This window comes from uncultured Tateyamaria sp., from assembly GCF_947503045.1.
GTDB lineage: Bacteria > Pseudomonadota > Alphaproteobacteria > Rhodobacterales > Rhodobacteraceae > Tateyamaria.
On sequence record NZ_CANNCF010000001.1, the window covers coordinates 980,517 to 993,064 of the forward strand.

Here is a 12,548-nt window from a genome sequence, read left to right on the forward strand (position 1 = left end):
GAAAGAGAGTTTGAGATGAAAGAGACAGTGACATTCCACGACCTGAACGGCGCTTCGGTGTTCATCACCGGCGGCGGTTCTGGCATCGGCGCGTCCCTCACCGAAGGGTTTCTGGAACAGGGCGCCAAGGTGGCCTTTGTCCAGCGCTCGGACGCGACCGCATTCTGTGACGAGATGGAGGCCAAGTACGGCACCCGCCCGCTGTTCATGCCCTGCGACATCACCGACGATGCCGCGCTCAAGGCCTGTATCGAACAGGCCAGTGCGGCCCATGGCGCCGTCACGACGCTGGTCAACAACGCCGCCAACGACAAGCGCCACAGCACGGCAGAGGTCGACAGTGACTTTTTCGACTGGATGATCGCGATCAACCTCAAGGCCTATTTCTTTGCCTGTCAGGCGGTCATGCCCCGCATGCAGGCGGCTGGCGGCGGGTCGATCATCAACTTTTCCTCGATCAGCTACATGATGGGGAATGCGGGCTATCCGCTTTACACCAGCGCCAATTCGGCGATCAACGGCATGACCCGCAGCCTCGCGCGCGAGTTCGGCCCCGACAAGATCCGCGTGAACGCGCTGGCGCCCGGTTGGGTGCTGACGCAAAAGCAGCTGGATCAGTGGGCGACGCCCGACGGATTGGCCGCACATATGGACCGCCAGTGCCTCAAGGAACATCTTGAACCGCGCGACATCGTGGGGGCTGTGCTGTTCATGGCCTCGGATGCGAGCCGGATGATGACAGGGCAGGCGGTTGTCGTGGACGGTGGCGTGGCGGTGACGGGCTGATGGCAAAAGGGACGTGGATCGCAGTGGATTGGGGCACGTCGCAATTGCGCGCGTGGCTGATGCGCGGCGATGGCCACATCCTTGAACGACGCCAGTCCGATGCGGGCATGGGCACACTGGCGCGCGACGGGTTTGAACCGGCCTTGCGCGCCCTTGTGGGTGACGCGCTGCCCGCCCCGGTACTGGCCTGCGGCATGGTCGGCTCGCGTCAGGGCTGGATTGAGGCACCTTATCTACAACCCCCTGCGCGCCCCCCGGCGCGGCCGAGGCTGTCGCAGTGCCCGGTATGGATGTGCGCATCCTGCCCGGTGTCAAACAGGACCACCCCGCAGATGTGATGCGCGGCGAGGAAACCCAGATCGCAGGATATCTGGCCACCCATCCGGGCTTTGACGGCGTGATCTGCCTGCCCGGCACTCATACCAAGTGGGTCCATGTGAGTGCGGGTGAAATCGTGAGCTTCCGCACCGCGATGACAGGCGAGATGTTTGCCCTTCTGTCCACCCAATCGGTGCTGCGCCACTCGATGGGCGCGGGCTGGGACGCGGACAGTTTTGCCGCCGGGATCGATCAGGCGATCTCCAAACCTGAAGGGCTGGCCGCCGCCCTGTTTTCGCTGCGCGCCGAAGGGTTGCTGGCCGGGCTCAACCCCGATGCCGCCCGCGCGCGCCTGTCGGGTCTGTTGATCGGTGCCGAACTGGCCGCCATGCGCCCCTATTGGCTGGGCCAACAGGTTGCGCTGATCGGCGCCGAAAGCCTCAGCCGCGCCTATGCAGAGGCCCTTGCCCTGCAATCCGTTCCCTGCCACAGCGCAGGCGTCGAAGACATGACCCTCGCAGGCCTCACCGCCGCATGGTCCCAAATCTATGGAGAAGCCGCATGAGCCGGGAAATCATCGCCATTCTGCGCGGCATCGCGCCAGACGAGGCCGAAGCCGTCGCGGATGCATTGGTCGACGCAGGTATCACCCGGATCGAAGTGCCGCTGAACTCTCCGCAACCCTTTGACAGCATTTCGAAAATGCTGCTGGCCCATGGTTCCCATGCGATGATCGGGGCAGGGACCGTGCTCGACGTGCGCGACGTGGAAAAGCTGCACAAGATGGGCGCGCATATGGTGGTGTCTCCGGATGCGAACGCGACCATTATCGTGGCGACCAAACAGGCGGGCATGATGTCCTTTCCCGGTGTGATGACGCCCACCGAATGCTTTGCAGCACTTCAGGCGGGGGCCGACGGGCTGAAACTGTTTCCGGCCTCGCTGCTCGGGGTCGAGGGGCTCAAGGCCATCGGTGCGGTGCTGCCCAAAGGGACCAAGGCCTATGCCGTGGGCGGCGTGGGTCCGGCGAATTTCGCCGACTGGTTTGCCGCCGGGATCACCGGGTTCGGCATCGGCTCCGCGCTTTACAAACCGGGCATGTCCGTGGCGGATGTCGCGGCGCGGGCGGCGGATATGGTTGCGGCCTACGACGCAGGCGCGTGATGGAGGTCTTTGACGACCGTGCCTGCGCCCTCGGCGAGGGGCCGCTCTGGCATCCGATCCGGAACGAACTGTTCTGGTTCGATATTCTGAACAAGACCCTGCATGCCAAGGGCGAAAACCGCCAAAGCTGGACCTTTGATGACCATGTCTCGGCTGCGGGCTGGGTGGATGAAAACACCCTGCTGATGGCCTCGGCCACGGGCCTGTGGCGCTTTGACATCCCGACCGGCGCGCGCGAACTGGTGACACCGCTTGAGGCCGACAACCCGGTCACCCGCTCAAATGACGGGCGCGCCGACCTGCAGGGCGGTTTCTGGATCGGAACGATGGGGATCAAGGCCGAGGCCTATGCCGGGTCCATCTATCGCTATTACCGGGGCGAGCTGCGCCAGCTCTTTGATCGTATCACCATCTCCAACGCGATCTGTTTTGCACCGGACGGGCAGGTGGCCTATTTCTGCGATACTTTTTCCAAGCAAATCCAGAAGGTTGCGCTGGATACTGACGGATGGCCATCGGCCGAACCGCAGGTTTTTCTGGACCTGCGCGAGGATGGGTTGAACCCTGATGGCGCGGTTGTGGACAGTCTTGGCAACCTCTGGAACGCGCAATGGGGCGCCAGCCGCATGGCCTGCTACGCGCCCGACGGCACATATCTGCGCCACGTTGAGACCCCCGCCGCGCAAACCACATGCCCGGCCTTTGGTGGCCCCGAGGGCACAACCCTGTTTGCCACCTCCGCCGCTGATGGCACGGACGAAGCGCAAGGCGGCATGACCTTTGCCGTTGATGCAGGCGTCAAAGGCCAACGCGAACATCAGGTGATCCTATGAAACGCACACTTGGCGTCTGTTACTACCCCGAACACTGGCCCGAGGCGCAATGGGCCGAGGATGCCGCCCGCATGGCTGCCCTTGGCCTCACATGGGTGCGCATCGGTGAATTCGCGTGGAAACGGATGGAGCCGGTCGAGGGAGAATATGACTTTGACTGGTTGGACCGGGCGATCGAGACTTTGGGCGCGGCAGGCCTCACGGTTGTTCTGGGCACACCCACCGCCACGCCACCGGCCTGGGTTGTGGCCAAGCACCCTGACATGTTGCCCGTCGATGCAGAGGGGCGCGTGCGCGGCTATGGCTCGCGCCGCCACTACTGCTTTTCCCACGCCGGGTATCTGTCCGAATGCTGCCGGATCGTCACCCGCATGGCCGAGCGCTACGGCGCAAACCCGGATGTGGGCGCGTGGCAGACCGACAATGAATATAGCTGCCACGACACCACTCTCAGCTATTCAGACTGCGCCACCCGTGCCTTTCGCGACTGGCTGCGCACACAGTTTCCCGCGCCGGAATCCTATCGCGGCAATGACGGCGATATCGATGCGCTGAATGCGGCATGGGGCAACGTCTTCTGGTCGATGGACTATGATGATTTCGACCAGATCGGCCTGCCCAACCTCACCGTGACCGAAGTGAACCCGGCCCATGCTCACGCCTTCCGCCGGTTTTCTTCCGATCAGGTGGTGGCCTTCAACCGCGCGCAGGTCGACATCATTCGCGCGCATTCCGAGGCGCCGATTGCCCACAACTACATGGGGCGGATCACGGATTTCGATCACTTCAAGGTCGGCGCCGATCTCGATATCGCGTCCTGGGACAGCTACCCACTGGGCTTTCTCGAGGACCGCTCGGGCGGGTCGGATGCGCACAAGCGTGCCTACGCGCAGCAGGGCGACCCGGATTTTCAGGCCTTCCACCATGACCTCTACCGCGCTGTCGGCAAGGACGGGCGTTGGTGGGTGATGGAACAACAACCCGGCCCGGTGAACTGGGCGCCCTACAACCCCGCCCCCTTGCCGGGCATGGTGCGCCTCTGGACTTGGGAGGCCTTTGCCCATGGCGCCGAGGCGGTCTGTTATTTCCGCTGGCGTCAGGCACCGTTCGCGCAGGAACAGATGCATGCGGGTCTTTTGCGCCCGGACTCAGCCGAGGCGGAGGCCTTTGGCGAGGCCGCGCTCGTGATGGCGGAGCTGGCCGACGCCCCGGACGTCGCCCCTGCGCAGGCCCCGGTCGCCATCATATTCGACTATGGTGCAGATGCGATGTGGGCGGTGCAGCCGCACGGGGCAGGCCTCAGCTATTTCGGGTTGGTCTTTGACTGGTATCGTGCGTGCCGCAAGTTAGGTCTGTCCGTGGATATTCTGCCTCCAACGGCGCGCGACTTTGACGGCTATGCACTGGTGCTGGTGCCCGGGATGATGCATATGCCCGACGATTTGAAGGGCGCCCTAGATGCGGCGGAAGGTCAGGTTGTGCTGGGCCCCCGCAGCGGCGCACGCGACACGCATTTCTCGATCCCCACGCCGCTGCCTCCGGCATGGCCCGGCAGTGACTTGACGGTCGCGCGGGTACAGTCCATGCGGCCCGACATGCCGGTGCCGGTCGACGGCGGCGGGCAGGTGGTCGGTTATCTCGAACAGGTCGAGGGCGGCAGCGAGGTTTTGCTGCGCACAGAGGACGGCGCACCCGTCGCGCTGCGCTGTTCGGACCATGTGAGCTATGTCGCGGGCTGGCTGGACGATGCCGCCCATATGCGCGTGCTGCGCAGCGTCGCGCCTGATCTGGAGGTACATGAGATGCCGGACTCTGTACGTCGCCGGGAAACCGGGGGTGAAGTGTTCTGGTTCAACTACGGTGCGCAAGATGCTGAAGTGGAAGGTAAAGTTCTGCCAGTTGCCGGAGTTCTGCGCCGCCCACGCTAGCTTTTTGCGCGCTGTCATGGAATTGTCATGCAGGACTGTCATAGCCCGCAGAGTGCTTCACACGAAAGACGCCCCATGACCACATATGCCCTGAACGGCCTTGGCCGCATCGGAAAGCTGGCGCTGCGCCCTCTGCTTGAGGGCGGCTGCGACATCGCCTTTGTCAACGATGCGGTGGGTGATCCGGCGATGCACGCCCACCTGCTCGAATTCGACACCGTGCATGGGCGCTGGCCTGCAGAGTTCGCCGCCGATGCCGACAGTATCACCATCGACGGCACCCGCATCCCCGCCCATGGCATGCGCCGGATCGAGGAATTGCCGCTGGATAGCGTTGATGTCGTCATCGACTGCACTGGCGTGTTCAAGACCGAAGCCGCGCTCGCGCCCTACTTTGCCGCCGGGGTGAAAAAGGTTGTCGTCTCCGCCCCGGTCAAGGACGGTGACACAGCCAATATCGTGTTCGGGGTCAACAATGCGGCCTATACCGGGCAGCCGATTGTCACGGCAGCATCATGTACAACCAATTGCTTAGCACCCGTTGTTAAAGTGATTCACGAAGGGTTGGGGATCAAGCACGTTTCGATCACGACGATCCATGACGTGACCAACACGCAGACCATTGTGGACCGTCCGGCCAAGGATTGGCGGCGCGCGCGGTCGGCGCTCAACTCGATGATCCCGACCACCACGGGCTCGGCCACGGCCATCACGCTGATCTATCCAGAACTGACCGGCAAGCTGAACGGCCACGCGGTGCGCATCCCGCTGCTCAACGCTTCGCTCACCGACTGCGTGTTCGAGGTGGAGAGGGCCACAACCGTCGAAGAGGTCAACGCCCTGTTCGAGGCGGCGGCAGCGGGTCCGTTATATGGGATTCTCGGCTATGAAACCCGCCCGCTGGTGTCTTCGGACTACACCAACGATCCCCGTTCCAGTATTGTGGATGCGCTTTCCACTATGGTGGTGAACGGCACGCAGGTGAAGATTTACGCCTGGTATGACAACGAATGGGGTTACGCCCATCGGCTGGTCGATGTCGCGCAAATGGTGGGCGCATCCCTGTGAGCAGGCCTGCGGGCTTTGCGGCCTATGTGGCGGTGACGGCGGCCTATTGGGCCTTCATGCTGACGGACGGGGCGTTGCGGATGCTGGTGCTGTTGCATTTCAACAGCCTTGGCTTTTCGCCCGTGCAACTGGCCTATCTTTTTGTCCTTTATGAGATCGCGGGCGTGATCACGAATCTGTCCGCCGGATGGATCGCGGCGCGGTTCGGGCTGACCTCGACGCTTTATGTCGGTCTTGGCCTTCAGGTGGTGGCACTGATCGCGCTCGCACAGCTTGATCCGGGCTGGAGCGTTGCCGCCTCGGTCGTGTTCGTGATGTGCGTGCAGGGGATGTCGGGTGTGGCCAAGGATCTGGCCAAGATGTCCTCCAAATCCGCGGTCAAACTGCTCGCGCCCGAGGGCGATGGGTTGTTTCGCTGGGTCGCGCTGCTGACGGGATCCAAGAACGCGGTGAAGGGCTTGGGCTTTCTTCTTGGGGCAGGGGCGCTGGCATTGTTCGGTTTCGTTCCATCCGTTCTGGGTATGGCCGTGATGCTGGGCGTCATCCTGTTGGTTGTGGGCATGCGCATGCCGCCGGGCCTGCCGGTCGGTCGCAAGGGCGCAAAGTTCAGAGAGGTCATTTCGAAAAACGCGCGCATCAACTGGCTGAGCCTCGCCCGTGTCTTTCTGTTCGGGGCGCGGGATGTGTGGTTTGTGGTCGGAATCCCGATCTATTTCTATGCGGTGCTCAGCGACGGGACACCGGACGGCCAGCGCGCCGCCTTTTTTATGATCGGCACCTTCATGGCACTTTGGGTGATCCTGTACGGGGCCGTTCAGGCGCGCGCGCCCGCCATCCTGCGCAGTGCGGGGCGGTCGGAGGCCGACCTTGCAGCCGCCGCCCGGTTCTGGGTCGCCACGCTGTTCTTCGTTCCTGCTACGCTTGCCATCGCCGCATTTCTGGCAGGTGCGCCGACCCTGTGGCTGACCGGGGCGGTGGTCATTGGATTGCTCATCTTTGGCGTGTTGTTTGCGCTTAACTCGTCCCTGCATTCCTACCTCATCCTCGCCTTTACCAGCGCAGGCCGTGTGACGATGGATGTGGGGTTTTACTATATGGCCAACGCCGCGGGGCGTTTGATCGGCACGGTTCTTTCGGGCCTGACATATCAGATCGGTGGCCTGCCGCTGTGTCTGGGCACTGCCGCCCTCATGATTGCCCTCAGTTGGCTGTCGATCGGGCGGATCAGCCGCGAAAACGCGCCATCCAACCCAGCGTAGCGTCCGTATCGCCGCCCGGTTTATACTCCGCCCCCAATGGGGCGGGCCAGTCGGCGAGGGCGGCAAAGATATGGGCATAATCCAGCTCGCCATGATCCGGCGCGCCCCGGTCGGGGACAGATGCAAACTGGATATGGCCGATGATGTCGCGCAAGGCACCAAGGCGCGTGGTCACGTCACCTTCGTTCCGGCCCACATGGTAACAGTCGAACATCAGCTTGAGATTGGGTGCGGCGACCTCGTCAATGATGGCGCGGGCCTGATCCGTGGTGGACAGGAAGTAGCCCGGCGCGTCATGGCGGTTCAGCGGTTCGATCAGGATCATCTTGTCCGTTGCCGCGCACGCAAAGCGCAAGTTGTCCACAAAGGTTACGTGCGCTGCATCCCTGTGGCCAAAGCCGCACATCACGTGGATCGCACCTGCATTCACGACACTCGCATATGCAATGGATTCTTCGATTGCCGCGCGCGCCTCGTCTTCCCGCCCCGGCAGTGCGGCAAGGCCGTTTTCGCCCCCCGCCACATCGCCGCGCCGCGTGTTGAGGCCCAGCATCGGCAGGCCGGTGGTGTCCAAAGTGGCCCGAACGTCCTCGGCGGGCGTGTCATAGGGCCAATGGCACTCAACCGCGTCGAACCCGGCGGCCTTGGCGGCGCGGATGGCGTCGGGCAACGGTCGGTCCGCCCACAGGAACCCGAGATTTGCCGAGAACCTCATGGCTTTTCCCCCGGCAGGGTCAGCCCGGCGTTGCGGGCATAGACCTTGGCCACCGCCGCGTCATCCTCGCCCCCCATCCCCATGCCCGCGGCGGCGATGAACTGTTGTAGAGCGGCTGCCGTGATCGGGGCGGAGAAGCTGGCGGATTTGGCCACGTCCAACACGATGCCCAGATCCTTGGGCCAGATATTGACGGAAGAGTGCGGCGTGTAGTCGCCCGCCACGATGTGGGGCGCGCGGTTTTCCAGCATCCAGCTGGTGCCCGCGCATTTGCTGATCACTTCGACGAATTGCGCGGGCTCCACCCCTTGGGTCATGCCGAAGGTCAGCGCCTCGGCCATGGTCGCGATATGCACGCCTGCGAGCAGCTGGTTGACCGCCTTCATGGCCGATCCGGGGCCTGCCTGATCGCCCAATTCGAACACGGTTGTGGCTGTCGCATCAAGCACGGGGCGGGCAGCGGCAAAGGCCTCCGGCGTGCCCGAGGCCATCACTGACAACGCGCCTTGCGCGGCCTTGAGCGACCCGCCCGAGATCGGCGCATCAAGGTAATGGACGCCGAAATCGGTGCACATTGCCTCCATCCGGCGGGCAAAGTCGGGCGGTACGGTGGCGCAGGCCATGACGACCGCGCCCTTGCGCATCAGCGGCGCGACGCCATTGGGCCCAAACAGCACGGTTTTGGTCTGCTCAGCGTTCAAAACGACCACGATGACTGCATCAAGGGTCGCGGCCACGTCCGCGATCGCGCCGGGCGCACCACCTGCGGCGGCAAAGCGGGCCGTCTGTTCGGGAGAGACATCAAAGCCATAGGTTTCGTGCCCCGCCGCGAGGCAGGATTGCGCAATCCCGTAGCCCATGGAGCCAAGCCCGATGACAGCGGTGCGGTGTGAAGTGGTCATGGAGGTCTCCAAATTTTGTGGCGCGTTGGGGCAGTGTTCGGCAATCCGCGCGGCAAGCGCAAGGGGCAGGGGGCGGCGGCGCGGATCGGCGCGCTGTGCGGTCTTGCAATCCGGGCCCTGCGCGGGTCACGTTGTGCGGGCAGATCAGGCAGGCACGGCACAGGATTTCATGACTGAGGCAAGCGAGACACCGTCCGCAACATCTGGCAAAGGCTGTTGTCTGCCCGCGCGGGCGCGCGATGCGGCGCTTTCGCCTTTTGCAACCACACTCCGATCTGCGCCGCCCGCTGATACCGTGGACATCCCCGGCGGCACCGCCTTGGTCGGGACCAACACACCCGTCCTTGTGGCGGATGGCGAAGGCCCTTTGCAGCGAAAGAAGATCAAACCGTTCCGGATGGATGCAACCACCGTGACAAACGCACGGTTCCAGGCCTTTGTGGATGACACCGGCTATGTCACCGAGGCCGAGCGGATCGGCGATTCCTTTGTTTTCATGAACTTCTTGCCCGATGATGCCCCGCCCACCCGGGCCGTGGCCGAAGCCCCTTGGTGGCGCGTGGTCGATGGCACCCACTGGCGTTGCCCGCACGGGCCGGGATCAGAGGCCGCGGTGCTGGCCGATCATCCGGTCACCCACATCACCTGGAATGACGCGCGCGCCTTTGGCGAATGGGCCGGGGGGCGCCTGCCGACCGAAGTTGAATGGGAGCACGCCGCGCGCGGCGGCCTTGGCGACGTGCCTTACCCATGGGGGGACGCCGCACCCGATGATACAGGCCACTTCCCCTGCAATATCTGGCAAGGCCAGTTCCCGCAGGCCGACCTTGGCCTGGATGGCCATATCGGCACCGCACCGGCCCGATCTTTTGAGCCCAACGGTTATGGGCTGTTCAACATGGTCGGAAATGTGTGGGAATGGACGTCGCAACCGTTCAAGGTACATTCGCTGAAAAAGTCCGTTCAGGCCGCTCATGCGGGCAAGGCCGGGTTCAAGCTGAGCAAGGGCGGGTCGTTTCTATGCCACGCATCCTATTGCTTTCGCTACAGAATAGCGGCGCGCAGTGGCACGTCACCGGACAGCTCGACGTCCCATCACGGTTTTCGACTGGTCTATGCACCCTGACGAGGGAGGATTGCGGTTAGGGTCGGGCGTAGATGGCCGCCTGCGCATCGGATTTGTCGTTGAGATTAGATGGAGGCGAGTACCGGAATCGAACCGGTGTACACGGATTTGCAATCCGCTGCGTAACCACTCCGCCAACTCGCCAGCCGTGGTGCGAGGGCTGCGATAGCTTATCTCATAATCGCGCGCAAGGGCGCCTGTAGATCAAAGCCTGCATTCAGTGCGCTCGCGCGTTGCCCCGGGGCGCGGGATGTGGCACATCTGGGTTCAGGATTCTGAACGAACGAGTTTAGCAGCGATGACCGACTTTTCCGCCCGCCGTACAATGATGGTCGACACCCAGGTGCGTCCGTCGGATGTGACCAAATTTCCCATCATCGACGCCATGTTATCCGTCAAGCGCGAAGACTTTGTTCCGGCCGCCAAACGCGAGGCCGCCTATATGGGCGAGAACCTCGGCCTTGGGGGCGGGCGTGTGCTGCTTGAGCCGCGCACATTGGCCAAGATGCTGGATGCGCTGGACATTGATCAGGACGAGTTGGTGCTCGATGTGGGCGCGGCCTATGGCTATTCCTCGGCCGTCATTGCCCATATGGCTGTCGCCGTTGTCGCCCTCGAAGAAGACGGCGACATGGCCCACGAAGCCGAAGAGGGGCTGATGTCGGCCGGTATGGACAATGTGATCGTGCACACGGGCCCCCTGAACGAGGGCGCGCCGGATCATGGCCCCTATGATGTCATCGTGGTCGAAGGCGGGGTCAGCCATCTGCCCGACGCGATCCTTGCCCAATTGAAAGACGGCGGGCGGATTGCCTGCCTGTTCATGGACGGGGCCCTGGGCGAAGTGCGCATCGGCTACAAGCTGGACGGACGCATGCATTGGCGCCGCTCGTTCAATGCAGGGGCGCCGATTCTGCCGGGCTTTGAAAAACACAACGCCTTCCAGTTCTGAACAGATCACTTCGGTGCCACGCGGCCACCCATGCAACAGGGGACAGACACCATGAGCAAGACAGGACAAAGCGGCATGTGGCGACGGACTGCGGCGGTATTTGCTGTCATTGCAGGTCTTGGTGCCCCTGCCGCCCTCGCCGACACGCTGGCTGACGCCCTTGTCGGTGCCTATGGCCACAGTGGGCTGCTGGATCAGAACCGCGCCCTGTTGCGCGCGGCGGACGAGGATGTGGCGATCGCCGCCTCCGTCCTGCGCCCGATCATTTCGTGGTCCGGCGATCTCACCCGTCAGTTTGGCAATTCGACGTCTCTGGCCACTGGTGGTGTGACGCGCGACGCGGGATCGACCACCGCGTCCTTGGGCCTTGAGGCGACATTGCAGCTGTTTGATGGCGGCGCGGATGCCGCACGCATCGAGGCCAGCAAGGAAACCGTATTGGCCACGCGCGCTTCGCTTTTGACCATTGAACAGAACGTGCTGCTGCGCGCGGCGGTTGCGTTTTTCAACGTCGGACGCCAGCAGGAGTTCGTGGCCCTGCGTCAGAACAACCTGCGCCTGTTGCAACAGGAACTGCGCGCCTCCGAAGACCGGTTCGAAGTCGGCGAGGTGACCCGCACCGACGTGGCACTGGCCGAGGCCGCCGTGGCGCAGGCCCGCAGCAACCTGGCCGACGCCCAGCGTGACCTGGTGCAGGCCCAGGCCGAATATGCCAACGCGACGGGCCGCAAACCCGGACGTCTGTCCGCCGTGCCGAGCTTGCCACGTACCACCACCGACATTGCCAGCGCCCAGGGCGTAGCCGTCCGCTCGCATCCCGAGATGGAGCAGGCCCGCCGTCAGGTTGCAGCCAACGAATTGCTGATCACGGCGGCTGTGGCGGATACGTTGCCCACCGTGTCGCTGCGCGGCACCCTTGGTGTGCAGGAAAACCTCGGCGACCGCTCGGGCTCGGAAACCGGCTCGATTGGCGTGAATGTCGGCGGACCGATCTATCGCGGGGGCGAGTTGAGCGCCCGTGAGCGCCGCGCCATGGCGGTGCGCGATGCCGCGCGTGGCAACCTGCACAACGTGCGCCATAACGTGCAGCAGGACGTGGTGAACGCGATTTCGAACCTTGTGGCTGCGCGCGCCAGCCTTTCGGCCTCGGAACGCCAGATCCGGGCGGCCCGCGTTGCCTTTCAGGGCGTGCGCGAAGAGGCCACATTGGGGGCCCGCACCACGCTGGATGTTCTGGATGCCGAACAGGACCTGCTGGATGCCGAAACCAACCGGATTTCCGCGCAGGCCGATCAATACATCGCCGCCTATCAGGTTCTCGAATCGATGGGGCTGCTGACAGCCCAGCGATTGGGCCTGCCGGTGCAGATCTATGACCCCGCCGCATATTACAACCTGGTGAAGTCAGGCCCGGTCAAGCGTTCAAAGCAAGGCCAACAGCTCGATCGGGTAATCCGATCCCTTCAACCATCTGATTAAGGTTTTCACCACAGTGTT

The 12,548-nt window shown here is 63.5% G+C and carries 11 protein-coding genes, 1 tRNA gene and 1 pseudogene; 10 read left to right on the forward strand and 3 right to left on the reverse strand.

The window, feature by feature from the left end; genetic code table 11:
* Positions 1 to 15: 15 nt before the first annotated feature.
* The 7 genes and pseudogenes from Q1A89_RS05005 to arsJ all read left to right on the forward strand — a co-directional run bounded on the left by Q1A89_RS05005 (position 16) and on the right by arsJ (position 7,356).
* The gene (locus Q1A89_RS05005; protein WP_299724532.1) at positions 16 to 786 is read left to right on the forward strand and encodes an SDR family oxidoreductase; all 771 of its coding nucleotides are present in this window, start codon (positions 16 to 18) and stop codon (positions 784 to 786) included.
* 59 nt (positions 787 to 845) lie between these two features.
* Positions 846 to 1,669, forward strand: a pseudogene (locus Q1A89_RS05010) (2-dehydro-3-deoxygalactonokinase).
* Positions 1,666 to 2,268: a 2-dehydro-3-deoxy-6-phosphogalactonate aldolase gene (locus Q1A89_RS05015; protein WP_299724534.1), complete on the forward strand. Its 603-nt coding sequence runs from the start codon at positions 1,666 to 1,668 to the stop codon at positions 2,266 to 2,268. Before Q1A89_RS05010 ends, Q1A89_RS05015 begins: the two are co-directional and overlap by 4 nt.
* A complete protein-coding gene (locus Q1A89_RS05020; protein WP_299724536.1) occupies positions 2,268 to 3,101 on the forward strand; it encodes an SMP-30/gluconolactonase/LRE family protein in 834 nt (277 codons plus the stop codon). Before Q1A89_RS05015 ends, Q1A89_RS05020 begins: the two co-directional genes overlap by 1 nt.
* Positions 3,098 to 5,029, forward strand: coding sequence for a beta-galactosidase (locus tag Q1A89_RS05025; protein WP_299724538.1), 1,932 nt, complete (start codon positions 3,098 to 3,100; stop codon positions 5,027 to 5,029). The genes Q1A89_RS05020 and Q1A89_RS05025 overlap by 4 nt, the downstream gene beginning before the upstream one ends.
* Positions 5,030 to 5,104: 75 nt before the next feature.
* Entirely contained in the window at positions 5,105 to 6,097 is a 993-nt protein-coding gene (locus Q1A89_RS05030; RefSeq protein WP_299724541.1) for an ArsJ-associated glyceraldehyde-3-phosphate dehydrogenase, read from the forward strand.
* Positions 6,094 to 7,356 carry an organoarsenical effux MFS transporter ArsJ gene (arsJ, locus tag Q1A89_RS05035; protein WP_299724543.1) on the forward strand — a complete coding sequence of 421 codons (1,263 nt, stop codon included), beginning with the start codon at positions 6,094 to 6,096 and terminating at the stop codon, positions 7,354 to 7,356. Before Q1A89_RS05030 ends, arsJ begins: the two co-directional genes overlap by 4 nt.
* On the opposite strand, the gene Q1A89_RS05040 is transcribed toward arsJ, so the two are convergent.
* Positions 7,322 to 8,071 (reverse strand): TIM barrel protein, encoded by a 750-nt coding sequence (locus Q1A89_RS05040; RefSeq protein ID WP_299724545.1) that lies wholly within the window; start codon positions 8,069 to 8,071, stop codon positions 7,322 to 7,324. The genes arsJ and Q1A89_RS05040 overlap by 35 nt on opposite strands.
* Positions 8,068 to 8,973, reverse strand: coding sequence for an L-threonate dehydrogenase (gene ltnD, locus Q1A89_RS05045; protein ID WP_299724546.1), 906 nt, complete (start codon positions 8,971 to 8,973; stop codon positions 8,068 to 8,070). Before ltnD ends, Q1A89_RS05040 begins: the two co-directional genes overlap by 4 nt.
* A gap of 169 nt (positions 8,974 to 9,142) precedes the next feature.
* Here ltnD and Q1A89_RS05050 point away from each other — a divergent pair, with 169 nt between their 5' ends.
* Complete coding sequence (locus Q1A89_RS05050; RefSeq protein WP_299724547.1) at positions 9,143 to 10,099, forward strand: formylglycine-generating enzyme family protein; 957 nt, start codon at positions 9,143 to 9,145, stop codon at positions 10,097 to 10,099.
* A gap of 70 nt (positions 10,100 to 10,169) precedes the next feature.
* Here the strand turns inward: Q1A89_RS05050 and Q1A89_RS05055 are convergent.
* Positions 10,170 to 10,243 (reverse strand) — tRNA-Cys (locus Q1A89_RS05055).
* Positions 10,244 to 10,397: 154 nt separating this feature from the next.
* On the opposite strand from Q1A89_RS05055, the gene Q1A89_RS05060 reads away from it, so the two are divergent.
* Together Q1A89_RS05060 and Q1A89_RS05065 are read left to right on the forward strand one after the other, a co-directional pair.
* Positions 10,398 to 11,051, forward strand: a complete 654-nt coding sequence (locus Q1A89_RS05060; RefSeq protein ID WP_299724549.1) for a protein-L-isoaspartate O-methyltransferase — start codon at positions 10,398 to 10,400, stop codon at positions 11,049 to 11,051.
* 51 nt (positions 11,052 to 11,102) lie between these two features.
* Positions 11,103 to 12,530 carry a TolC family outer membrane protein gene (locus Q1A89_RS05065; protein ID WP_299724551.1) on the forward strand — a complete coding sequence of 476 codons (1,428 nt, stop codon included), beginning with the start codon at positions 11,103 to 11,105 and terminating at the stop codon, positions 12,528 to 12,530.
* Positions 12,531 to 12,548: the final 18 nt, after the last annotated feature.

Excerpts from the sequence above, each read along its gene's own strand:
- Q1A89_RS05020 (WP_299724536.1), top strand. The coding sequence starts at position 2,268 with ATGGAGGTCTTTGACGACCGTGCCTGCGCCCTCGGCGAGGGGCCGCTC.
- Q1A89_RS05060 (WP_299724549.1), top strand. The coding sequence starts at position 10,398 with ATGACCGACTTTTCCGCCCGCCGTACAATGATGGTCGACACCCAGGTG.
- Q1A89_RS05025 (WP_299724538.1), top strand. The coding sequence starts at position 3,098 with ATGAAACGCACACTTGGCGTCTGTTACTACCCCGAACACTGGCCCGAG.
- Q1A89_RS05050 (WP_299724547.1), top strand. The coding sequence starts at position 9,143 with ATGACTGAGGCAAGCGAGACACCGTCCGCAACATCTGGCAAAGGCTGT.
- Q1A89_RS05015 (WP_299724534.1), top strand. The coding sequence starts at position 1,666 with ATGAGCCGGGAAATCATCGCCATTCTGCGCGGCATCGCGCCAGACGAG.
- Q1A89_RS05040 (WP_299724545.1), bottom strand. The coding sequence starts at position 8,071 with ATGAGGTTCTCGGCAAATCTCGGGTTCCTGTGGGCGGACCGACCGTTG.
- ltnD (WP_299724546.1), bottom strand. The coding sequence starts at position 8,973 with ATGACCACTTCACACCGCACCGCTGTCATCGGGCTTGGCTCCATGGGC.
- Q1A89_RS05005 (WP_299724532.1), top strand. The coding sequence starts at position 16 with ATGAAAGAGACAGTGACATTCCACGACCTGAACGGCGCTTCGGTGTTC.
- Q1A89_RS05030 (WP_299724541.1), top strand. The coding sequence starts at position 5,105 with ATGACCACATATGCCCTGAACGGCCTTGGCCGCATCGGAAAGCTGGCG.
- Q1A89_RS05065 (WP_299724551.1), top strand. The coding sequence starts at position 11,103 with ATGAGCAAGACAGGACAAAGCGGCATGTGGCGACGGACTGCGGCGGTA.